We start from the raw sequence: 21,504 nt of genomic DNA on the forward strand, positions 1-21,504 counted from the left end.
TGATCACGTACATCGCAGGGTCATTTTCATCTTTATTCAACTAAATTATAGCATAAACTTACACCTTATGTACGTCTATTGCCGCTGTAGAAGGTACCCTGCAACAAGCTCTACCCCTTGTTGAATGACTTCTTCCTTTGGCAAAAAATGATCACTGTGCAAAGGATAGTCATTTTCACACCCCATAAAGAAGTATAGAGATGGAACTTCTTGACTATAACGTGAAAAATCTTCTCCTATTAAAGAAGGTTCGTCGAGTTGATGTACTTTCTCATTCCCCAATGACATACGTGCAAAATTTACGAATGATTCTGTTAACTTGAAATCATTTTGAACAACGTCATAGCCTCGATGAATTTCTACATCAGCTCTTCCACAATATGATGCGGCGATACTCTCTGAGAGGGCACAAATTCTCTTGTGAACAAAGTCTCGTACTGGCTCTGAAACGGTGCGAATTGTTCCTTCTAATTTAACGTTATCGCAAATTATATTGTATCTTCCATTAGACGATATTGATCCAATAGAGATAAGAAATACGTCAAATGGGTTGAGTTCCCTTCTAATTTTATGCACAAGGGCGTTAATTATCTCAGAAGCAATTGATATGGAATCTACACCGTTATGTGGTTCTGCAGCATGAGATTTTTTGCCGTGTATCTCCACTACGAACCGATCTGAAGACCCCATAAGAGCTCCTGTTTTGAGTGCTATTTCTCCTACTGGATATGAGGGCCATACGTGGAGTCCGTACATCTCGCAAATGTTATTCCCACGTAAAAAGCCTGTCTCTATTATGGGCAAAGCTCCCCCAATGGGGTTGCACTCCTCTGCAGGTTGAAAAAGCACAATAACGTTGCATTTCAAAGATTCTTTTAACTTTTCAAGAGTTAATGCAACACCTGCTGCTACAGCAGTATGTACATCATGACCACAAGCATGCATCGTGCCCTTGCTTTCGGAAGTAAACAACGCCCCAGTGGCTTCAACAATTGGAAGAGCATCTATATCGGCACGGAAACAGATGGTTTTATTACTTTTTGCGTCTATAAATAGATACCCTCCTGTTAAATCTGCAATAGGATGAAGAGTTAAACCTCGCGACTTAAAGAAAGCTTGAAGCCGTTTGGTCGTCTCTATCTCTTTGCCTCCAAGCTCTGGATAGCGATGAATAAGTCGTCGTAACTCAACAATGTCATTAATGTTCTCTTGTACGATTCGTTTAATACACTCTGTCATTATTAGTACTACATACCTTTCAATGTGGCTTAACGATTAGTTTTCCACATATCGTCAGGGTAACTTTGAGGCCGTCTGTCACGGAACATGTGAATTGTATCGCGAATTTTCTGTGTCTCTGAAAAATCAACACTTCCCGTAACAATCTCTTCCTGATCCCCACCCTCTGCAATAACTTCACCCCACGGATCGATAATCATGGAATGTCCGCAATAGGTCCCCATAGGACTAGCTCCCACACGATTACATGCAATAATAAACATCTGATTTTCAATAGCACGAGCTAAAAGGAGAGTTCTCCAATGGTTTACTCTTGGATTAGGAAAATCGGAAGTCTCAATCACTACATCTGCCCCACGTAAGGCATATGTTCTGAAAAGTTCACAGAAGCGAAGATCATAGCAAATAGCGATCCCCACTTTTCCAAGCTCGGTATCATATACATTCATATCAGTTCCATGCTTATAGGCAACGTCTTCGTCCATATCGCTATATAAATGCATCTTGCTATAATCCCCTACAATCTCACCGTTACGATTGATAAGAAAAGCAGTATTGCGCATTCCATCTTCAAATTGTGTTCCAATAGATCCACCAAGAATCCATACGTTATGCTTTTTAGCGCACTCCTTAAGAAGAGTTACTGAAGGACCATCAATCGGCTCTATGAAATCTTCCATATGGTGAAACATCTCATCAGAAAAACCTGTGCTCCAATCCTCGGGTAAAACGATCATATCCGGACGTTTTTGAGCAGACATGGCCTTATCAATCATTTCTTTTACGTGTGAATGGTTATACTCTGGATCACAAAATTTAATATCCGTCTGCAACAATGCAAAATTAACCATTATTCTGCCTCCTTGTTTTATCTTTTACTTCATAACGTAAAGCACTGCACGAACAAAAACAAAAGCAAATGTAATGATCGTTAACAGCCAGCCATTTTTAAGCATGGCTTTTAGATCTTTAGATCGAGCTAGCCCCATTTGGCCAACCATATCAACAGTAGGCGTAACAAAAAAAGTAACCTGGCAAGCAACCAATACTACTAAAGCCCACATATCCATGCTGATATGCAAACTCTTTACCAAGGGCAAAAAGAGTTCATGAGTAATTTGAGCTTGAGCAACACCAGCGCCAGAAATCCCGAAAACTCCAATAAGAGAGCTAAGCATAATGAATGCAACCTCTCCGCCTGCGGCAATCAAAGGCTGGATATAGCTTGCTATCGCATCAAAAGCACCAGATTTGGCAACGTAATTCAGGAAGGGATCAAACAAAACAAACATAAAGAACATCCAATACATTTTAGAACTCCCTTTAACCAGAGTTTTAAGTGCCATATCCAGGCTCATACCAGCAGCTACTCCAGTGACTAAAGCAGCTGTTAGCATAACGACAATGGCATAGGAAGCTCCTGCCTTCGCAAAAATACCATAGGTAAGCATTACAGCCATGGCGATAGCAAAAGCAATTGTGGCGCGTTTGATTTGAGGAGTTACCACAAAATCTGTCTTGGCTGCATCTTCTTCACTATAAGAAAACTTTCCTTCTGTAAGTTTTTGAGTTCGACAAGCCATGAAGAAGGTACTTCCCCAAACTATGACTGCAAGAGGTATTCCTGCTGTCATAAGATATTCGCAATATCCTATTCCAGTTAATCCCATGATGGTTACTACAGGAGGAACAAAGGGACCTATGTATAAACCAGTCGCACCTGCACCATGCATAATTACGCCAAGGGTATTGGGAGTAACACCAAGACTGGCCACAATGGGGATGAGGATAGGGGCGATAATAGCATTTGAACCAGCGAGAGTTCCGAGCATGCTAACCAACCCGGTAGATGTAAGCATAGCAATCAAAATAGCCTGTTTCTTCGATTTAAGTCTTGCTTTGCCAACAACTTGATACACAATATTGTGAGCAACCTTGGTTTCTGTTAAGACTTCCCCAAGACCTGCCCCCAGAACAATAATAAAACCTATTAAAGATAAAAAGGAACTTAACGATTGCTGTAATACGGCACCGAAACCAGTAATACTTTCTCCAGTCAAAATAGCCCCAAGAATAACACAAACCAACACCGATAAATTCATGTCCTTGCCTTTAAGCATTAAAACGATATAAAGCAAGAGAGGGAGAAAACCTAAAATTGGTGGTAACCCAAGAATCATGTTATAACCTCCTCAAGTTGTATTTAGTCATAAAGTACGATGGTCAACCACAGCCCCATGCGGTTATTAAGGCCAAGCACTTTTATGCTGAAGAGTAAGAACATAGAAATAAGAAATTAAAGACTAAAGATAGATACCATTTTCGAGCGCTATCTGATCCTGTTGTTTCATTCGTTCTAATGATTCTGGAAGATTTGCTTTGGCTAATGCCGCAACTAAACAGTTTGCAAGCGTCATTGCACCCACAAGAGAATAAGAAGCTGTATTTTGTGCAAGCAATATTTGCGATGATTTCAATGCAATAGGGGAGGTATGAGTATCTGTTATAGAAATTACATTACAACCTTTGGAAAAGAAATGATTTACCACTTTATATGTAGTTTTCGTATAGCGAGTATAGCTCACGGCAATAAGACAGTCCGTCTTTTCAACATAGAGTAAATGATTAGAAAGATCGCCTACTCCATTAATAAGACAAACATTATCGAGAAATCTTTGAAGCATAAAATAGAGGTAGTACCCAACAGAATATGAAGAACGGGAAGCGATAATATATATTTTTCGCGCTTTCTGTATTTTTTGAATTGCAATTTCGAAGCTCTTCTCTAAATTTTCGTTGTATAGCGTATCAAGAGCATACGCATTATTTTTTATAGTCTGCATTAGAAAACTTCCGTTGGAATCTTCCTGTATTAAACTTTTCAAAGAATGAAAGGGCGTTATATCCTTCTGCACTAATTGACTTAAACTTCTTTGGAAATCAGCATACCCTGCAAAAGATATTTCTCGTGTAAAACGAGTGATACTGGCAATACTGACACCAGCTCGATCTCCTAGTTCGTTTATAGAAAGAAAGGGTAAGTCATGAATGTTCGCTTGAATGTAATTTGCAAGTTTTTTATGGGTTTTTGAAAGTGATTCATAACGTTCTTCTATGAGCTTTAGTACATTTTTATTCATTTCTTAACATCCCTTTCTTTGTTGGATAGAGAGATTTTCTGAACTTGAAGGAACTAAAGTTTTTAAAAATGAAAATAAATTATCGTTTTTTGATGTAAAAAATAATTTCTTTTCATTTTAGCACCTATTGTATGACAGTCAATATATTCAATGAATAAATAATCTTTAATCAAAAAGAAAGGAACCTGCTTTCACAGGTTCCTTTAACGGCAACAATATTCATATATTCGTTATTTTATTCAACAAACACTATTCCGACGCCCGTAGCTTCTCTTTAAATATAAGGAAATAAAAAACAGCGACAAAAAGAACACCACCAACGATATTTCCTAATGTTACGGGAATAAGGTTTTTAAAATAGCCGCCTAGAGAAATAGCATGTAACTGAGCTTCCGTAAGATGTGCAGCTGCCACTAAAGACGGCATTCCTTTTAAAAGAAGCCCCATTCCCATAAAGTACATATTTGCAATAGAGTGTTCAAAACCTGAGGCTACAAAAGCCATTATAGGAAAGAAAATAGCCCATATTTTGCCAGTGACATCCGTTGCTGCCATGCTTAACCATACAGCAAGCACAACAAGCCAATTACAAAGTACTCCCCTGAAAAAAGCCTGTCCGAAAGGCAAACTCATCTTCCCAGCTGCAATAGAAAGTGTTTTGGCCCCAATGGGGCCATTCCATAAGCCTGTGCTATAGATAAGAAAAGCTACAAGTGTGCCCCCTATAAAATTCGCAACGTAAACCCAAAACCAAGCGCGCAGAATACTCTTCATAGGTGTACATCCAACCATGGCACCCAGAGGCATCATACAGTTCCCGGTAAAAAGTTCTCCTCCGCCAATAACTACCAGAATAAGGCCGACTGAAAAGACAAATCCTGCCATAAATTTCCCCATCCCACCAGGGATATCATAGGTTACACATGTCATGAGCCAACCGCCAAAGCCAATATATGCTCCGGCTAGTATTCCAAGTAAGAGCATTTGCCTGATGCTCCATGATATTTTTGTTTGTGATGTCGAACAAGCCATTTTCGCCAATTCAAAGGGCGACTTGTAGTTCATACTGTATCACTCCTCCAGAAAACCTAAAGATCAATGCTGACGTAAGGTTTCTATACTCTCTTTAAAATACTCTTGAAGCCAGCGCGCTATTGATGGATTCTGTACCTCTCTTATATCCCCCAAGACATTATTTAGTTCAAAACTATCAAAAGTAAAATTTCTACCATTGAGATTGTGGCGATAGATCAGCTGTACTTCGGGATATGCAATGAGGAGGGAGATCAAAGATGCTGGAATATTGCCGAGCGGTGGAAGATCTATATGGTCATAGCGAAAACTGGCCCGCACCCAGGTGCCCTTTCCGGGAGCAGACTCTATAACCAATTTTCCATCACATAATTCGGCTAATTGTTTTAAAAAAGGTAGACCCAGCCCAACCCTGCGCGTTGTGCGGCTTGTATAAAAAGGATCTGTTACAACACGCAAAACCTCTTGATTCATTCCTCTTCCATTATCTTTTACCTCGAAAAGAAACCATCCCCCCTTACGATCTTCTGTTATGCGTATATCAACCCATGTAGCTCCCGCATTAATGCTGTTTTCCGCTATGTCTAATACGTGTTGAGAAAAATCTTCTAACACGGCGCCACCCCTCCATTTTTTATTTTAGGGGAAGGTAGACGTTTGACCTCAGCATATCTAAAACAGTTGTGTCAAAGGATTCAGCGTCAAGAGCATCGACGTCATACCCCATGTCCTGCGTTGCCTTCTCATAGAAAGAAGTGATTCCAAGGGAATCCATAAGTACAAGGAAATTTTCTTTATCTTCTTCAAGGAAGCGGCCTGTAAGCATTCCAAAAAGAATAGTCGCAGAAGCAAGCCAATTGGCAAGTTCTTGTGAAATTGTCCAGGCGTCTTCGAAGAGTATAGAAAAATTGTAATCTTCTTCCTGCTGTTCATCAATAGAATCAAGGTCAGGCTCAGGAACGTAACCCAATATATAAAGAGGAATATCTGGTCCGACTTTAAATGCATCCCAAAGAGCTTTATACGAAGCGTTATCTGCACCTGAAAGCATAAAAGTAGCTATGGCAATCGAATGTTGACGAGCAGGTGAAACTTCCTCGTCTTTCATTGCTCTTTCCAGAACTTCGCCAAAACGCTGAAGCTCTACAAGACAACGATACATAAGTGTTTTTCCGAGGGTAAGTCCTTCAGGGTCGTACGAAATGATCTCTTCTGCGACACCAAGAGCCTCTTCTATGTGTGCCTCAGAGAGCAAAGCAAATCCTAAACGTTGTAAAAGACCAATATAGATGAGTCCTTCATCTTCATCCATTAGCTCCTCGCTATTGAGAAGTCCGGCTTCTTCCATCATGCTGCGCATGGGCTTTAGTGCACGCTGCAAAAGTTCGAGCTTTTCTTCCGAGTATTCCAACGTATCGGCAAGGAGCATTAACGCCTCTGGATTCTCGGGATCAAGCTCAAGAATCTGCCGGGTGATGCGCGCTATTTCTTCTATCTCTTCACTTTGATACGCTTCTTCAAGTAACTCTTCAATTTGTTTCATTTCTGAATAAGACATATAGGGTACCTCCAGCCTTATAATCAATATTATATATATCTAGTCAGTGTACGCGAAAAAGTGGAGCTCCGTCAATTCTTTAGATTCTTGCGCAAAAGAAAACATGCGAATAATATAGACGAAGCAGATTCTAAGATAAAGAAGCTATTGTGAAAGGAGAGATAAAGATGACATTGCAGAGAGAGAGGAACCTCCATTCTATAATAGGGGTATTCATCCTCCTGGCTCTGTTGAGCTGCGGAGGTATTTTTTCTCAGGCTGCCTGGGCTAAAACTCCAGAAGAAAGAATTTCTGGCTCTGTTAAGCTTCTCAGAGAGATGCAAGAACAATCAGATGTTGGAACTATGGCCGATTTGTTAGAGCGTGCAAAGGGAGTAGCTATATTTCCATCAGTGATCAAGGCGGGGTTTGTCTTTGGGGGGAAATATGGCGAAGGACTTGTGCTCAAAAGAGATGCCACTACAGGAAGATGGTATGGGCCCAGTTTTGCAACAATAGCGGGAGCCTCGTGGGGATTGCAAATCGGAGCAGAATCTATAGGTCTGGTTCTTGTTATTACCAATGAACGAGGTCTTGAAGGGTTTATGGGAAACAACGTTAAACTCGGTGGGGATCTCGGAGTTGCTGCCGGCCCAGTGGGACGTCGAGGTGAACTTGGAACAGATATTAAGCTTAAAGCTTCTATCTACAGCTATTCTATTGCCAAGGGGCTTTTTGCTGGGATGTCTCTTGAAGGCGCGGCAATCAATGTTGACGAAAATGCAAATACAGTATATTGGGGAAAACCCACAACCGCTGCACAAGCTCTGAAACAACGAGCAAGCAGCGCTAAAATTAACAGCCTCATAAAAGAACTTGAGAAAGTTATAAAAGAAGCAAAATAGAAATCTTCAGAATAACGCTGCTTCAAAAAATGAACGCCAACAAAAAGATCTAAAAAAGCGGGGAAGAATATTCTTCCCCGCTTTTCGTATTCATTGTAACTAGATAATTACTTTTAACTAGATGATAAGTTTCCCTCCGCCACCCTGCCGAGAGTTGCCACTCATCTTATCGAGCTGCTGCAACATCTGAGGTGAAGCTACGTCAATCTTCGGTTTTCGTGCTTCTTCCATAGCAGCTTCCTGCATCTTCTTTTCATATTCTTTAATCTGCTCTTTCAGCTTCTCTGAGTCTCCCTTAATCCAAAGCAAAATGCTATCAGCAATAGCATTTACGACTTCATCTTCTGGCTCTTCTTTTATGAGACCCAGTTCTTTCATCAAGCGATGCTCATCACGAATGGACTCGACAACATCATCGTCTGTAATGAGCCCTTTTTTATAGAGAACTCTGAAGATGATGTTCAGACGACTTTTCAGATTTTCTTCATTCATAGCCATACCGTCTACACGAGCAAGTAAGGCACTTAAAAGCTCATCAAGACTAATCTGCATTGGCATGTGTCGATCCTCCTCTCTTCTCGTAAAATTCAGTTATTCATTCTAACATAGAACAAAAACAGAATAAAAATTCTATACGTTAAATCGAATTTCGATCATATCTCCGTCTTGTACTATATAATCCTTTCCTTCGAGGCGTAATACCCCCTTATCACGACATGCAGACAAGGAGCAACCGAAATCGATAAAATCCTGATAATGAACTACCTGAGCACGGATAAAGCCCCTCGCCAGATCCGAATGAATAGCCCCAGCTGCATCAACAGCAGTTGAACCTTTCTTCAAAGTCCAAGCTTTGACTTCGTCCTTACCTGTCGTGAAAAAGGAAATCAATCCCAACAGACTATAAGCTTCTTGTATCAGCCTGTTTCGCCCAGCCTCTTCAATGCCAAGTTCGGCCATAAATTCTTGTTGCTCTTCTTCTGAAAGATCAGCCATATCCATTTCCATTCGGCCAAAGACCTGAACAAGGCCGAGGCCACGCTCTTTTGCTATAGAACGGATTTCATCAAGACCGGGGATATTTTCTCCTGTTTGAGTTTCGTCGAGATTCAAAACGATCATCTCTGGTTTAAGGGTAAGGAACGCGAAACCACTTAACTTCCGTTGCTCTTCTTCAGTGAGCCCCAGCTCGCGAAGGGGTTTTTCATCCATCAAAAAGGCCTGACAACGCTCAAGTTGTTTTCTCTCTTCTTCCTCTTCAGGCATAAGACGCTTTTTAGCAGCAAGACGAGAAAGGCGATTTTCTATAACGCCAAGATCTCGATAGATCAACTCCATCTCAACAATGTTCCAATCTCTTGCAGGATCTATTGTCTCTTCAGGGTGGGGAACATCAGCATTATCGAATGTTCTTACCACATGAACGAGAGCATCTGATTCTGAAACGAAAGAAAGGAAAGCATTTCCTACACCTGCCCCCTTGCTCGCATCTTTTGAGAGTCCCGCCAAATCGACAAAATCGACAGTGGCAGGAGCTTCTTTTTTCGGCTCAAAGACCTTAACGAGATTATCAAAACGAACATCTGGCACAGCAACCATAGCTCTATTTGGATCTGTTTTGCCGCTGGCATAAGCCTTTACTTCCGCTCCAGCCCGCGTTATAACATTAAAAATAGTGCTTTTACCACAAAGGGGCAAACCCACTATACCGCATTTCAGCATGAGGACATACCTCCTGATTATTCGATATCATCTTTTCCATGATGAGATTGCATTATAATTGTATTATACGCTTATGCCAACTGAAAAAGAAAAGGAGGTCTTTTCTTTCATGAAAAAACTATTTTTGGTGTGCTTTACGATCATTTTTACTTTGATTTCAAGCGCAACTCTTTGGGCAACTGATGTAGCTATAGAGCAGGTTCACGTCTATCCAAGAGGAGCACAGATACGACTAAAAACAAGTGTCAATGGAAAGGGAGAAATTATCCTTCCCAATACTTTTACACTCGAAAGCATTAAAGTAATTCCAGGAGATGGACTGCTTTTAAAAAACTCTCAGGTGAAAGTACGAAATAATACTCAATGGCTTCCCCCTACGCTTACCCCTTTGTCTAATCAGATTGAAGAAAAGAAAAAAGAGCTTTCAGTTCTGGAATCCCGATTAATGGCCCTTAAGCAATCTACTCTTCTTATGGAGAAAGCGGTTCCTTCAGATCTTTCTATCTCTAATATGTCTTCATATTTGAAAACAACAGAAGAAACCCGTGAAGCGAAAGAAGAAGAACAAACATCTGTAGTAAACGCTATTGAAGATATAAAGCAAATTATTGCCGATCTAACCAAAGAACTAGAAGAGAAGAAACCTCAAACACAGGGAAAGGTCATTACCGTCGAATATACAGCATTAGCCAAGGGAGACCTTTACATTGAAGCGTGGTCTAACTATGCTCGCTGGACTCCTGAATATATATTGTCTCTTTCCACAAAAGATCAAACTATACAAGGACAAATGCTAGCTAAAGTTACGCAACATACGGGGCTGACATGGGACGGTGCTATACAACTACATACCGCCTACCCGATTTCTTCAGTGGAAACGCCAGAGCTATTTCCGCTTATAGCTGATTTTAAAAAAACCACCTATCAAACTCGGAGCATGGAAAATGCTATGATGCTGAAAACAGCGGCAAAAGATGAAGCTTCCCTTGCACCTATGGAAGAAACTCTGACAGATCGTATATTTACAGCCAAAGGCAATGTAGAAGGAGATAACTCACAAACGATGCTGCTGTTAAACGAGCTTTCTTTGCCGATTACGGTTTCTATAGAATGCATTCCCGTTCTTTCTCCCCAAGCTTGGATCGTAGCCTCTACAGAAAAAGTAGAAGATCCATTGCTTGCTGGACAAGCGGACCTCTTTATAGACGGCGTGGGATCAGGCAGAACATCAGTACCGCAAGTTGCACGTGGTGAAATAATAAGATTGGCCTTTGGACAAACACCTTCGGTTACTGCGGCACGTGAGGAAATTATCCCTAAAGAAGGTAGCAATTGGTTGGGTAAGGGGAAATTAGCCCAGGGCTATACTATAAACGTAACCAACGGTTTACCCTACGAAACAGAGTTAGTTATTAAAGATAGAATTCCTGTTTCAGCTCAAGAGAAAATAACTGTTAGTGCAGAAAGTCTAGACCCTCAACCTACAGAGCAAGATTCTAAAAAGGGTTTTCTCACGTGGAAGCTAAAGCTTCGATCGGGAGAACAAAAGAAACTTTCTGTAATTTATCGCCTTTCCTTCCCCGCGGAAGAGGAAATATGGATTCAATAAACATGTGGAGAAACACCCTGAAAAGGAGCGTAAAAGAAGATGAATATAACTGTAGTTGTAGATGATTATTGCGGAACATCAAAGCTTTTAGGAGAACATGGTTTAAGCCTTTTCATTGAAACACCGAGAGGTAATCTGCTTTTTGACACTGGTAGGGGTATGGCCCTCTATCCTAATGCATCCACCCTCGGAATTCGGCTTGGCAACCTTGACGGTGTGGTTCTTAGCCATGGCCATTTTGACCATACATGGGGTTTACCCGAAATTTTAAGACGAGAGGGAAATATTCCCGTATGGGCTTCTCCCCTTTTTGATCAGCAAAGATTTGCACGAAGGGGAAAAGAAAAAGAAATTGCAGGAAGTCTTCTTCGAAAAGATGACGTAAACTTTCATTCAGTAGGTGATAGTGCCGAAATTATAGAAGGGGTATGGGCTATCACTGTTCCTCTCTCAGAAAGAAACACCGATTTTATTCCAGTAGACTCTGATCTTGTTGTTGAAGAAAAGGGAGAATTCAAAGCTGATCAGATGGAAGACGACCTCTCCCTTGTTGTTCGTGGTATTCATGGATATAGTATTATATTAGGGTGTGCACATGCAGGAAGCGTTAATATTCTCGAACGAGCTTCCCGCCTTTTTAATACCCGGGATTTTTATAGTGTTATTGGAGGCATGCATTTCAGAAGTCAGAATGAAGAGTTTCTTATTCGTTCGGCCACGGAATTCAAGGATAAATTCTCCGTGCAATACTGGAGACCATGTCATTGCACAGGATTTAAAGCAGCCTTTACACTTGGGAAAATTCTAAACGATGTGGATTGGGCCCCTTCCGGCTCTAACTACGAGGTATAAACCAACTTTAGGAGGATCTTTTTATGCTCTCATGGTCAACGTTGCCCCCCTTCATTTCCCTTCCTATTTTGATAGGGACAATACTCTTAGCTGGAGGTGGGGAAAGGTATTTTATTAGTCTTCCCTTCTGGGCGCTTTTTATTATGAGTTATATTACATGTACGTTTCTTTACGCTTTTTTCGTCACTCAAAATTATAAAGAAGGGTATATTCCTCTTCAATTTTTAGCGCAGGGAATGCTGATAACAATGCTAGCGCAACATTTAGGAAATCCTGAATCGTTGATCTGGGTGGGAGTGGCAACATCAACAGTTGGCTTTATACTTTTCGCCAACATTATTATTCGTAAACGCGAATCAGATGTTTCGGTAGATTTCAGCAAGAGCACACCGAAACCAGAAGATGTTCTTACAGATGATTCTTCTTTCTGCACCATTCCCGTACCTATTCTAGTCACGGATGAGAATGGACTTATTACGAATGCTAATGAAGCTTTTCTTTCCCTTATCGATCAAAAAAAAGAATCCCTTTTAGGGAAAATTGTCACAGAAATTATTTCTCTTGACACGGAAAAGATGGTTTTAAAAGGGAAAGAGTGGCATATTCAGCAAAAGCAGCAGGAAGGTGCATTTTTTTTCTTTCTTTCCGAGGATTCCGAGCTTAATGAAAATAATGAGCCACATAAAGGTTTTTCAGACTTATTGGATTCCGATCTGCCAATTTATACTTTTAAATATAGCGAGCGTCGTCTTCCTGAAGAGATAAGTCGGGCTCACAGATATCGACGGTGGCTTTCTGCTGCCCTTTTCAAAATGGATTTTCATAAAACAGAAACAGGACTTTTTTCTTCAGATGATGAAGATGATTTTTTCAAGGCATTTTGCAACTATGTATTTGAAAAAGTAAGAGAAAGTGATCTTTGTTTTCGGATGGGCAATAGAGAAGTGCTTGTCCTTATGCCGGAAACGCCTCAAAATGGAGCAAAAGAATTAGCTATACGATTGACACATTTTCCGAAGGATGTCAGTGAAGAATATGATATCGCCGAAACAGCACAGGTCTACTCAAGCATTACCTTTTATAATGGAAATCAAGAAACGACTGCGGAAAAAATTCTTCAAGCCTTGTACAGCAATTTAGCGTAATGGGAAAGGCAGCTTGAATAAAGTTACCTTTCCCATTCTTATTATCAACGTAAATTAAACTTCTACTGAAACTCCCAACCGACTTAAAACACCCTCGGCGAGAGAGTTAAAAAGCTCTTCATTCTTATATTTCTCTATATCGCCATGATCTGCCAGGCGTGCAAGCTCTGGGTCAATGGGGAATCGCCCGAGAGCAGGTATAGAGAACTCCTCTTCAATCTCTTGTACGTGACTCGGTCCAAAAACTTCCATCCTTTTTCCACAATCAGGACACTTAACGTAACTCATATTTTCAATAACACCAAGAAGTGGAATTTCCATCATTTGAGTCATATTGAGAGCTTTCTCCACTACCATAACGGAAAGCTCCTGAGGTGACGTAACTACGAGGAAACCGTTCAAGTCAATAGTCTGCATAACTGTGAGAGGCGCATCGGCCGTTCCAGGAGGAAGATCAACTATAACAAAATCCGTGCCATCCCATGCTACATCTTCCCAGAACTGTTTTATTACATTTCCAATGATAGGGCCACGCCATACCACTGGTTTAGTAGGATCGTCAAGAAGAAGATTGACAGACATAACTCTTATATTGAAAATAGAAGAAGCTGGAGGAACGATTCCCTCGGGGGTACCGTATGGAGCATCAGAAATTCCCATTAATTTGGGAACAGAAGGTCCCGTTATATCTGCATCGAGAATTCCTACAGAAAAACCTTTTTTCGCCAAAGCAACAGCCAACAAGCAAGATACGGAACTTTTTCCTACTCCGCCCTTACCGCTACCAACAGCTATTACGTGGCCAACATTCTTTTTCTTTTTAGCGCATCCGCTGCAACCTTCACAAGAAGATTTCCCGCAAGATTGTTCGCCGCATACATTATCTGACATTCATTTATCCTCCCCTATTGGAATCCCCTCAGAGGGGCTTTTTGTCTGTTTCTTTATACTCTTAGAGATTGTGAGCGTCAAGTTATTCACACTCTTGTCGCCATTCCTGAATAGTTGTATAGTGAGAAATTTGTCAGGAGGCGATGATGAAAAATGCAAATCCAAGCCTGGATAACATTAGGTATATTTATTACTATTTTAGCTATTATCGGAACGGGAAAACTCTCAAGAAGCGTAGCTGCTCTTCTTGGGGCAGCCTTTCTCATGGTAACACAGCTTCTTCCGGCAGATGTCGCTGTTCGTTTTATCGACTTTAACACTATTGGCCTGTTAATGGGAATGATGATTGTTGTCGGAGTCCTCTCAAAAACAGGTATTTTCCAATATATAGCCATTAAAAGTCTTAAGATGACCAAAGGTAATTGGCTTGTTACTGTTTTTGCCATTACTTTAACAACAGCAGTCCTCTCTGGTGTGCTTGATAACGTCACGACAGTATTGCTCATCAGCCCTATTATTCTTTCTCTGGCTGATATTATGAAATTCAACCCGGTTCCCCTTCTTATTTCAGAAGCTATTGCTTCGAATATTGGAGGGACGGCAACTCTTATTGGAGACCCACCAAACATTATTATTGGTTCTCATGCCCACTTTTCTTTTATGGATTTTATTGTGAATCTGACTCCCATTACCTTTGTCGTTCTATTTGTTACTGTGGGAATCATTGCCCTCATATATAAAAGAGACTTCAAGATTCAGCCCGAAGAATATGAGAAAATTCTTAAGGTTGATGAGAATGCTGCTGTGAAAAACATTCTGACTTTGAAAAAAGCCCTGATTATAACTGGTTTTATTCTTATTGGTTTCTTAAGTCATGGATTTTTACATGTTGAAGCAGCCGTTATTGCTCTTATGGGAGCATCTTTGCTTCTCGCCATCATTCCAGACAACGGAGACGAGATCATTCACAAAGACATAGAGTGGCCTACTCTTATTTTTTTCGCAGGACTCTTCATTATTGTAGGAGCCCTCAAAGAAACGGGAGTTATTTCTGCTCTCTCAAATATTTTAGGACGCCATCTCCACGGACACCCCATGGCAGCGTTACTTACCGTTCTGTGGTTTTCAGGCCTAACATGTGCTTTCGTAAATAACATTGGATTTACGGCAACTTTTGTCTATGTTATTGACGAGTTGGCTGGACAGGTGGGCATGCCCTCCGAGCCTCTTTTCTGGGCTCTTGCGCTAGGAGCCTGTCTTGGAGGCAACGGTAGCTTCCTCGGCGCAGCTGCTAACGTTGTGGTTGCAGATGTCGCCAATCGTTTCGGATATCCCATTACCTTCAAAGCATTTATGAAGACAGGTATGCTTAGTGTATTTATAGCAATGATTCTATGCAGCATTTACCTCGTTATCCGTTACAGAGCTTTTTTATAAAGATATAACTTCCCCATCAGGACTATAAAGAGGAGGAACGACCATGACTTTTTCAGGTCGTACTCCCTTTTCCTGAATAGCGTTGAGAGAAAGACGACCTGCAATGGCTCCCAGGTCAAAAGCAGGCCAATCAAGACAGTAGCACTTTAAAATTCTGGCGAGATCTGGATACCCGCAAAGAACAATATTCTCTCCTCCGCCAATCATATTTTTTTCATGAGTTGAATCTAATATATGAATAGGAAGAGCGCTCTTCATCGTCGGTTTTTCTAAAAAGTTTTCTATCCCCTTGAAGAAGGGAGATGCTCCTTCATCAACAACAAAGGGTCTCCCTTGAGCAATTTTGAGAAGTTTTTGAGCACCACGTTCCAGATCGATCATAACAGAAGACCCCAGTAGACTCTCCGTTCCAACTGAAACAAAAGATCCTTCAAATGAAATATCTGGAGTCGATCCAGCTATCCATATAATTCCATCAACATTACGCGAAAGAAGATCTCGAGCTACCAAATTTCTTTGAGAAGAAATCTCCCCTGAACATTTCACTAACAAGCTATAATTCTGTCTCGATATGACTCTGTCGAGTCCTGATAAAAAAAGTCCCACCCACGGACGTGAAAGGTCTTCAAAAACAACTCCTAACAACCCGGTACGATTGCTTGATAATCCCCTGGCCACGGCATCAGGCTGATATCCCAAAGCCTTGGCTGCCTGCCATACTTTTTCTCTTGTCGTCGACGATATGCGGGAATCACCTTTCAAGGCTCGACTTACAGTTGCCTTATTCACATTAGCTAATTTAGCTACATCTTCCATCTTTACTTTCATCTTTGGCACCTCTTTAGACTTACCCTTTTAGTGTTCGTAACATCCGCCCCCTATAAATTCTCGCAAAATAGAATTCGATGGAACATATTCAGACGATAGCGGCGGGACGAATTTCAGCATCGAAAGAAGTCGCCGGGCTTCTCCATACATGGAGGATGACTCAGATACTGTCTGCAAAAGAGGTTGCACGTACCCCTTCAATATGGCCAGTTCGTAGGGTAACGAAGAGTTAAACATAGCATCTGCACGACTTTGATAAGGGAAAATATACTCCTTCGCCCCTTTAATTACAGAAGGCCACAAATCAAGTGTCCGCTCTGCTGAATGTCCTCGCGTTCTGTTATCTCGAATCATACGTCGAAGCAGTCTATTATCGGTAGTGCTTGTTCTGTTGTGTTCGTCAAGGTTTATTCCAGTTAGCGGCGACACAAAGATACCAAATTTATTTTCTTCGGGAACAACAGCTGTAACATTTTCATTAAGGCCATGAATACCCTCGAGAATCAAAACATCATTTTTTGCTAGACGAAGAGTTGGCCCCTCAAACTTTTTCCCCTTGATAAAATCAAATTCAGGAATACGAACCTCTTTCCCCTTCAGGAGTTCAGAAAGCTGTTTTTCCAAGAGATCAAGATCTATAGCTTCAAGAACCTCAAAATCGAGATTTCCATGTTCATCCAAAGGTGTTTTTTCTCTATCAACAAAGTAATTGTCAAGAGAAATAACCGTCGGATTCAATCCACACACCTGTAGCTGTATTTTCAATCGTTTGGCCGTCGTTGTTTTACCAGATCCAGAAGGACCCGCAATAGCAACTATTTTAACTCTTTCCCGCAGAGCAATTTCCTCGGCAATACGACTTAATCGCTGTGAATGAAAAGCTTCGGAAATAAGCACAAGCTCCAGTCCCTTTCCTTGGGCTATTCGAGCATGAAAGCTATCCATCGTCCTCAGGCCCAATACCTCCAACCATTTAGCGTAGTCAAGAAAAACTCCAGAAAGTTTTTTAGAAGCTCTGAATGGAGGAAGACGTTTAGGATACGACACAGTAGGAAACTGAAGTACCATGCCCGGCGAAAACAATTTCAGTTGGAAGACACGTAAATATCCTGTCGATGGAGCGAGTGGAGCGTAATAAAAGCCGTAATTGTCTTCGCAACGATAGAGTTCTACTGGGTCTTCGGCTGCCCACATGAAAAGTCGCGCACTCTCTGGATTTCCCTGACGTTCAAAAATACGCCGTGCTTTATCGAGAGGAACAACTTCTCTTGTAATAGGAACATCCCGATTAACAAGATCGCGAAGAGCTTTCTCTACAATAAGCACATCGTCTTCTTTTAGCTCCCCTTCTGGAAGCTCCCAGTAATAGCCATCACTTATAGAGTGTTTAATAACAATTTTTTTATTTAAAGCTCTCTGCACTGCTAAAACAAGTAGAAAGCTCAAGGATCGGCGATAGACTTCCATCCCTTCAAAAGAAGAAGTATCAACAAATTCCACATCAGCATCATCGTCCACAATCCAGCCTAGTGGTCTAAGATAATTGTTGACGCGCCAAGCCACAATATGAGATCCTCCGTCAATATTTGCCTTAGAAAGAACGTCTTTGCCATTCATAGGGCTGGAGCATTCACAAATATCATGGTTACGGATACGTATCTGAAAAGACATTTTTAGCCTCCTCTCGTGCCTTTCTATCTGGTATGATTTACTTTACTACAAGAAGAAGAATACGTCTTGAGTTGTTTGGGGAGGGTAAGTAGAATGACGAAAAACAAATCTACGAAAATATATGAACAAGTCGCAGAGAAATTAAAGAATCTCATAGCCTCTGGACAATTGATCCAAGGTGATCCCCTTCCTCCTGAACGCCAGCTAATCGAAGAGCTAAATGTAAGCCGCAGCTCGCTCAGGGAAGCTTTTCGTATTCTTGAACTTGTAGGTCTTATCGAAAGTATTCCCGGAAAGGGACGCTTCGTAAGAAAATCAAGATTTGAAACACAACATTCTAAAATGCCCCTACAAGATGAAGCTATACTTGAGTTAGTTGAAGCTCGAATGACATTAGAACCAGCAATAGTTACCGAAGCAGTTAAACATGCTACTCCAAGCGATTTAACGCGCATACGCAAAATTCTGACACTGACAAGCAAAGATGTAGAATCTCTTGAACATAGAGCACAGTGCGATTATGATTTTCACTTGCTTCTTGCCGAAGCAACACATAACTTTGTTTTCGTGAACATTGTAAAGATGACTTTCAATCTTATTATGGAAACTCATGAGCGAATTTATTCTCTACTTGATGACAAAGAAATTTTTTTAAAGGAACATAATCAAATATATCAAAGCATTCTTGATCGTGATATCAAGAAAGCCCGCCGCCTGATGACTAACCATGTCAGCAGGGTATATAAGACACTGCTTGACGGCATAGCTCTTGAAGATCACAAGGAGGATATTTCTTTACTATGAACCAGAATCAAAGCATAAAAAACTATATTCTAGCCTTTATTGCCGTCATTTTCATTGCACTTCTAGCAGCCGTTTCCGTCGATAAAGTAGTCTTAAATTCTTGGAATACTGACGATTCTCTCATTGTTCGCATCGATAGGGTGGGCAAAGTCAGAGGGACAGAAAGCCCCCTCTCTTTCAACAACTCCAATGAATCTTCGGAAAGCTCCTCCAGCTCTGACGAGGGACTCTGGCAAACTGAGTACATCGACATTACCGTTACCTTTCTTAACGGAGAAAAAAAGGGAACTAAGGAAGATCTTCTCATAACTCAGCTGTCAACGTCTTCTCTAGAACTCATAGAAGAGCGTCGATACCTTCTTGTAAGTGACTTGTTCGAAGATGGAAGTATTCAATACTCTATTAGCGATCGTTATAGAATACCATGGGTCGCCGCTTTTCTTATTTTAGCCTCTGGAGGCCTAATCGCCTCTGCAGGAAAAGCCGGATTCAGGGCCCTTGCTGGCCTTCTTCTTTCTTTAGCTGTACTTCTAGGTTGGTACGTTCCAGCGCTGGCTCAGGGAATTGCCCCTGTCCCCTTCGCTATTCTTGCTGTAGGTGCCGTTTCTATTATTACAGTACTTCTTGTTGTACGAAGACCGGCTTTTTGGATCGTTGCATTTTTAGGCGCACTAGGTGGTGCTGTTGCTTCTTCTCTCGTAGGCTGGGCCATGGTCAAAACATGGCAACTCACCGGACTGGCAAGTGACAGTGCAAGTCTTTTAGCTTCTACCATCCCTGGAATGTCAATGGAGGGACTGCTTCTCGCTGCAGTTATGATTGGATCAATTGGAGCTGTTCTTGATGTTGCTATTTCTGTAACATCGACTCTTGCCGAAATGTTCTCATATGATAACAACATTGAAGGGCATAGATTATGGCAGGCAGGAATCGGAGTAGGTCGTGAAGTTTTGGGAAGTATGATTAATACGTTGATATTGGCCTATTTAGGTAGCGCGCTGCCCTTTACCATCCTCATTACAAATGCAGGAATTGATGCTACGGCACTCTTTAATGATCCCTATATAGCACAGGAACTCGTGCGAAGTGTCGCTGGTACAATCGGTCTTTTGCTAACAATTCCAATAACAACAGGGGTATGCGTCTGGTGGCTTGAGTTCCGATTACAACCTCGAAAAAAAAGTGCTTAATCTCCACCTGTAGGAATATGCTCAAGAAGTGACGGGATAAAACCATTTTTTATAATATGTTCCCAACTTGGCAAAGAAGCGAGGGAAATTTTTCTGTCATGGAATGCTTTTTGTATACTTTCTAAGAAGCGATAGGCCGATGTTCCGAAGTCTTTTGGTGATGTTAAAATCTCAGCAGTTTTTAAAGCGAGATGTTCCAAAGAAGGAGCTCCGATAATAATCTGTGCCGCCTGATTTTTAAGAGGAAAAACACATCCCAACTTGTGTTCATCTTCTTGTCGGAAAGTACCTAAAATCATTACCTGAGGTTCTCCATCAACAATTGAAGTGACTGCTGATAGTGTCCAGTCAGAGAGAAAAAGGATACTCCCAACTGGGTAAGGGATTATAACTTTTTCAAGAAGAGGGACAATAGCAGGGTCAAACTTTATTCCGGCCTCTTTACGTATAATTTTGAGAGCCTCTGCCGGAAGAAAAGCACGTCGATAAGGACGATCGCTAACCAAGGCATCGTAACTATCAGCTACAGAAACAAGTCTGACGAGAAGGGGAATCTTTTCTCCATAGAGACCTGGTAGTCCGACACGTCCATAGCCTTCCCCATTCCAATATTGATGATGATTCAAAACAATAGCTCTCGCCATGGGGTTAATACACGGAAATTCCCTTACGATTTTAAAGCCATCGTAGGGATGTTTTTTCATGAGAGCCCACTCTTCACTATTCAATGAACCTTTTTTATTGATCAGAGATGAGGGAAGCATAAGTTTGCCAATATCGTGGAAAAGTGCACCAAGGCCTATGTTGATCTTATCCTGATAAGAAAGGACAAAAATCCCCTCTTCTTCTCCTCTGCGAGACAACAACAAAGCTACAGTCATTACACCTATCATATGCTCATACGTGTACTGATCATGACTACTAATATTCTTTAAACCAAACAGTACCGCCGTAGAGTCTTCGAATATAATCGAAATGACCTGAGAAACACATTTTTGAAGACTCTCAAGCTCTTTAGCATGTAAAGAACGATTATGAACCACGTTTTGAACTATTTGAGACATATGCCCTCGCAACTGTCTTTCCATATGTTCAGGCACCAGAGACTGCCATTCACTCTCATTTATCTCAGTCTCTCCTGGCAAATAGACAAAACAAGCTTCAACGCCTCGGCGCAAAAGTTTAACTATCATCTGTTCGGTAAGGATGATTCCTGCACTTAATAAAAGTTGCCCCTCACAGCCGAGAACAGATCGAGCTAAACGCATTCCCGCCCTGAGGTGATCTGACGTAACGATAAGCGGCATTTTCCTGTCCCCTGCAAAGTCCGTAATAATTAGATACAAAACCAGAGTTCATAATAACACACATATTAAACAGGACTCTCTCTACCAAGGCCTGTTTAAAAGTGGTACTTTTGACCCTTTTAGTTGCACAAAGGTATGATTAAGGGGAGGGGATTTGCTTCAAGCAAATCCCCCGGCTGATCTATTGCAAAATGG

Annotated in this window: 20 protein-coding genes; 7 read left to right on the plus strand and 13 right to left on the minus strand. The window is 41.2% G+C overall.

Annotated features, from left to right (window positions below):
- Positions 1 to 75 precede the first annotated feature (75 nt).
- The 7 genes from RBH88_RS08330 to RBH88_RS08360 all read right to left on the minus strand — a co-directional run bounded on the left by RBH88_RS08330 (position 76) and on the right by RBH88_RS08360 (position 6,969).
- Complete coding sequence (locus tag RBH88_RS08330) at positions 76 to 1,239, minus strand: M20 family metallopeptidase (RefSeq protein WP_213690247.1); 1,164 nt, start codon at positions 1,237 to 1,239, stop codon at positions 76 to 78.
- Positions 1,240 to 1,268: 29 nt separating this feature from the next.
- Positions 1,269 to 2,090, minus strand: coding sequence for a carbon-nitrogen family hydrolase (locus RBH88_RS08335; RefSeq protein WP_213690246.1), 822 nt, complete (start codon positions 2,088 to 2,090; stop codon positions 1,269 to 1,271).
- Between the two features lie 24 nt (positions 2,091 to 2,114).
- Positions 2,115 to 3,419, minus strand: coding sequence for a citrate transporter (locus tag RBH88_RS08340; RefSeq protein WP_307879536.1), 1,305 nt, complete (start codon positions 3,417 to 3,419; stop codon positions 2,115 to 2,117).
- 123 nt (positions 3,420 to 3,542) lie between these two features.
- Entirely contained in the window at positions 3,543 to 4,379 is an 837-nt protein-coding gene (locus RBH88_RS08345) for a MurR/RpiR family transcriptional regulator (protein WP_213690244.1), read from the minus strand.
- Positions 4,380 to 4,628: 249 nt separating this feature from the next.
- On the minus strand, positions 4,629 to 5,444 hold the full coding sequence (locus RBH88_RS08350) for a formate/nitrite transporter family protein (protein WP_213690243.1): 816 nt from the start codon (positions 5,442 to 5,444) through the stop codon (positions 4,629 to 4,631).
- Between the two features lie 30 nt (positions 5,445 to 5,474).
- Positions 5,475 to 6,026, minus strand: a complete 552-nt coding sequence (locus RBH88_RS08355) for an ATP-binding protein (protein WP_213690242.1) — start codon at positions 6,024 to 6,026, stop codon at positions 5,475 to 5,477.
- A gap of 19 nt (positions 6,027 to 6,045) precedes the next feature.
- Positions 6,046 to 6,969, minus strand: coding sequence for a hypothetical protein (locus tag RBH88_RS08360; protein WP_213695480.1), 924 nt, complete (start codon positions 6,967 to 6,969; stop codon positions 6,046 to 6,048).
- A 167-nt stretch (positions 6,970 to 7,136) separates the two neighbouring features.
- Here RBH88_RS08360 and RBH88_RS08365 point away from each other — a divergent pair, with 167 nt between their 5' ends.
- Positions 7,137 to 7,853 carry a lipid-binding SYLF domain-containing protein gene (locus RBH88_RS08365; RefSeq protein ID WP_213695481.1) on the plus strand — a complete coding sequence of 239 codons (717 nt, stop codon included), beginning with the start codon at positions 7,137 to 7,139 and terminating at the stop codon, positions 7,851 to 7,853.
- A 117-nt stretch (positions 7,854 to 7,970) separates the two neighbouring features.
- On the opposite strand, the gene RBH88_RS08370 is transcribed toward RBH88_RS08365, so the two are convergent.
- Positions 7,971 to 8,411, minus strand: coding sequence for a hypothetical protein (locus RBH88_RS08370; RefSeq protein WP_213691772.1), 441 nt, complete (start codon positions 8,409 to 8,411; stop codon positions 7,971 to 7,973).
- Between the two features lie 72 nt (positions 8,412 to 8,483).
- A complete protein-coding gene (gene ychF / locus RBH88_RS08375) occupies positions 8,484 to 9,575 on the minus strand; it encodes a redox-regulated ATPase YchF (protein ID WP_213699886.1) in 1,092 nt (363 codons plus the stop codon).
- A gap of 109 nt (positions 9,576 to 9,684) precedes the next feature.
- On the opposite strand from ychF, the gene RBH88_RS08380 reads away from it, so the two are divergent.
- From RBH88_RS08380 to RBH88_RS08390, 3 genes are read left to right on the plus strand one after another with little or no spacing between them, the layout of a single operon-like run.
- Positions 9,685 to 11,184 carry a mucoidy inhibitor MuiA family protein gene (locus tag RBH88_RS08380; RefSeq protein ID WP_213695482.1) on the plus strand — a complete coding sequence of 500 codons (1,500 nt, stop codon included), beginning with the start codon at positions 9,685 to 9,687 and terminating at the stop codon, positions 11,182 to 11,184.
- A gap of 39 nt (positions 11,185 to 11,223) precedes the next feature.
- Complete coding sequence (locus tag RBH88_RS08385) at positions 11,224 to 12,036, plus strand: MBL fold metallo-hydrolase (RefSeq protein ID WP_213699888.1); 813 nt, start codon at positions 11,224 to 11,226, stop codon at positions 12,034 to 12,036.
- 23 nt (positions 12,037 to 12,059) lie between these two features.
- Positions 12,060 to 13,181: a diguanylate cyclase domain-containing protein gene (locus tag RBH88_RS08390; RefSeq protein WP_307879537.1), complete on the plus strand. Its 1,122-nt coding sequence runs from the start codon at positions 12,060 to 12,062 to the stop codon at positions 13,179 to 13,181.
- Between the two features lie 54 nt (positions 13,182 to 13,235).
- On the opposite strand, the gene RBH88_RS08395 is transcribed toward RBH88_RS08390, so the two are convergent.
- Positions 13,236 to 14,072: an Mrp/NBP35 family ATP-binding protein gene (locus RBH88_RS08395; RefSeq protein ID WP_213690937.1), complete on the minus strand. Its 837-nt coding sequence runs from the start codon at positions 14,070 to 14,072 to the stop codon at positions 13,236 to 13,238.
- A gap of 153 nt (positions 14,073 to 14,225) precedes the next feature.
- Here RBH88_RS08395 and RBH88_RS08400 point away from each other — a divergent pair, with 153 nt between their 5' ends.
- On the plus strand, positions 14,226 to 15,509 hold the full coding sequence (locus RBH88_RS08400; RefSeq protein ID WP_213701305.1) for an ArsB/NhaD family transporter: 1,284 nt from the start codon (positions 14,226 to 14,228) through the stop codon (positions 15,507 to 15,509).
- Here RBH88_RS08400 and RBH88_RS08405 read toward each other — a convergent pair.
- Positions 15,504 to 16,337, minus strand: a complete 834-nt coding sequence (locus tag RBH88_RS08405) for a LacI family DNA-binding transcriptional regulator (protein WP_213690935.1) — start codon at positions 16,335 to 16,337, stop codon at positions 15,504 to 15,506. The two genes, RBH88_RS08400 and RBH88_RS08405, sit on opposite strands and share 6 nt — an antisense overlap.
- 27 nt (positions 16,338 to 16,364) lie before the next feature.
- Positions 16,365 to 18,008: a nucleoside kinase gene (locus tag RBH88_RS08410; protein ID WP_213690934.1), complete on the minus strand. Its 1,644-nt coding sequence runs from the start codon at positions 18,006 to 18,008 to the stop codon at positions 16,365 to 16,367.
- Positions 18,009 to 18,101: 93 nt separating this feature from the next.
- Here RBH88_RS08410 and RBH88_RS08415 point away from each other — a divergent pair, with 93 nt between their 5' ends.
- Together RBH88_RS08415 and RBH88_RS08420 are read left to right on the plus strand one after the other, a co-directional pair.
- A complete protein-coding gene (locus RBH88_RS08415) occupies positions 18,102 to 18,812 on the plus strand; it encodes a FadR/GntR family transcriptional regulator (protein ID WP_213690933.1) in 711 nt (236 codons plus the stop codon).
- The gene (locus tag RBH88_RS08420; protein WP_213690932.1) at positions 18,809 to 20,002 is read left to right on the plus strand and encodes a YibE/F family protein; all 1,194 of its coding nucleotides are present in this window, start codon (positions 18,809 to 18,811) and stop codon (positions 20,000 to 20,002) included. Before RBH88_RS08415 ends, RBH88_RS08420 begins: the two co-directional genes overlap by 4 nt.
- Here RBH88_RS08420 and RBH88_RS08425 read toward each other — a convergent pair.
- A complete protein-coding gene (locus RBH88_RS08425; protein ID WP_213699892.1) occupies positions 19,999 to 21,309 on the minus strand; it encodes an HD-GYP domain-containing protein in 1,311 nt (436 codons plus the stop codon). The genes RBH88_RS08420 and RBH88_RS08425 overlap by 4 nt on opposite strands.
- Positions 21,310 to 21,504: the final 195 nt, after the last annotated feature.

The organism is Aminobacterium sp. MB27-C1 (assembly GCF_030908405.1).
Taxonomy (GTDB): domain Bacteria; phylum Synergistota; class Synergistia; order Synergistales; family Aminobacteriaceae; genus Aminobacterium.

Bases quoted from the DNA above. Each gene is read 5' to 3' on its own strand.
- RBH88_RS08340 (WP_307879536.1), bottom strand. From the start codon at position 3,419: ATGATTCTTGGGTTACCACCAATTTTAGGTTTTCTCCCTCTCTTGCTT.
- RBH88_RS08380 (WP_213695482.1), top strand. From the start codon at position 9,685: ATGAAAAAACTATTTTTGGTGTGCTTTACGATCATTTTTACTTTGATT.
- ychF (WP_213699886.1), bottom strand. From the start codon at position 9,575: ATGCTGAAATGCGGTATAGTGGGTTTGCCCCTTTGTGGTAAAAGCACT.
- RBH88_RS08350 (WP_213690243.1), bottom strand. From the start codon at position 5,444: ATGAACTACAAGTCGCCCTTTGAATTGGCGAAAATGGCTTGTTCGACA.
- RBH88_RS08410 (WP_213690934.1), bottom strand. From the start codon at position 18,008: ATGTCTTTTCAGATACGTATCCGTAACCATGATATTTGTGAATGCTCC.
- RBH88_RS08365 (WP_213695481.1), top strand. From the start codon at position 7,137: ATGACATTGCAGAGAGAGAGGAACCTCCATTCTATAATAGGGGTATTC.
- RBH88_RS08360 (WP_213695480.1), bottom strand. From the start codon at position 6,969: ATGTCTTATTCAGAAATGAAACAAATTGAAGAGTTACTTGAAGAAGCG.
- RBH88_RS08345 (WP_213690244.1), bottom strand. From the start codon at position 4,379: ATGAATAAAAATGTACTAAAGCTCATAGAAGAACGTTATGAATCACTT.
- RBH88_RS08370 (WP_213691772.1), bottom strand. From the start codon at position 8,411: ATGCCAATGCAGATTAGTCTTGATGAGCTTTTAAGTGCCTTACTTGCT.
- RBH88_RS08400 (WP_213701305.1), top strand. From the start codon at position 14,226: ATGCAAATCCAAGCCTGGATAACATTAGGTATATTTATTACTATTTTA.
- RBH88_RS08335 (WP_213690246.1), bottom strand. From the start codon at position 2,090: ATGGTTAATTTTGCATTGTTGCAGACGGATATTAAATTTTGTGATCCA.
- RBH88_RS08425 (WP_213699892.1), bottom strand. From the start codon at position 21,309: ATGCCGCTTATCGTTACGTCAGATCACCTCAGGGCGGGAATGCGTTTA.
- RBH88_RS08420 (WP_213690932.1), top strand. From the start codon at position 18,809: ATGAACCAGAATCAAAGCATAAAAAACTATATTCTAGCCTTTATTGCC.
- RBH88_RS08395 (WP_213690937.1), bottom strand. From the start codon at position 14,072: ATGTCAGATAATGTATGCGGCGAACAATCTTGCGGGAAATCTTCTTGT.
- RBH88_RS08330 (WP_213690247.1), bottom strand. From the start codon at position 1,239: ATGACAGAGTGTATTAAACGAATCGTACAAGAGAACATTAATGACATT.
- RBH88_RS08405 (WP_213690935.1), bottom strand. From the start codon at position 16,337: ATGAAAGTAAAGATGGAAGATGTAGCTAAATTAGCTAATGTGAATAAG.
- RBH88_RS08415 (WP_213690933.1), top strand. From the start codon at position 18,102: ATGACGAAAAACAAATCTACGAAAATATATGAACAAGTCGCAGAGAAA.
- RBH88_RS08390 (WP_307879537.1), top strand. From the start codon at position 12,060: ATGCTCTCATGGTCAACGTTGCCCCCCTTCATTTCCCTTCCTATTTTG.
- RBH88_RS08385 (WP_213699888.1), top strand. From the start codon at position 11,224: ATGAATATAACTGTAGTTGTAGATGATTATTGCGGAACATCAAAGCTT.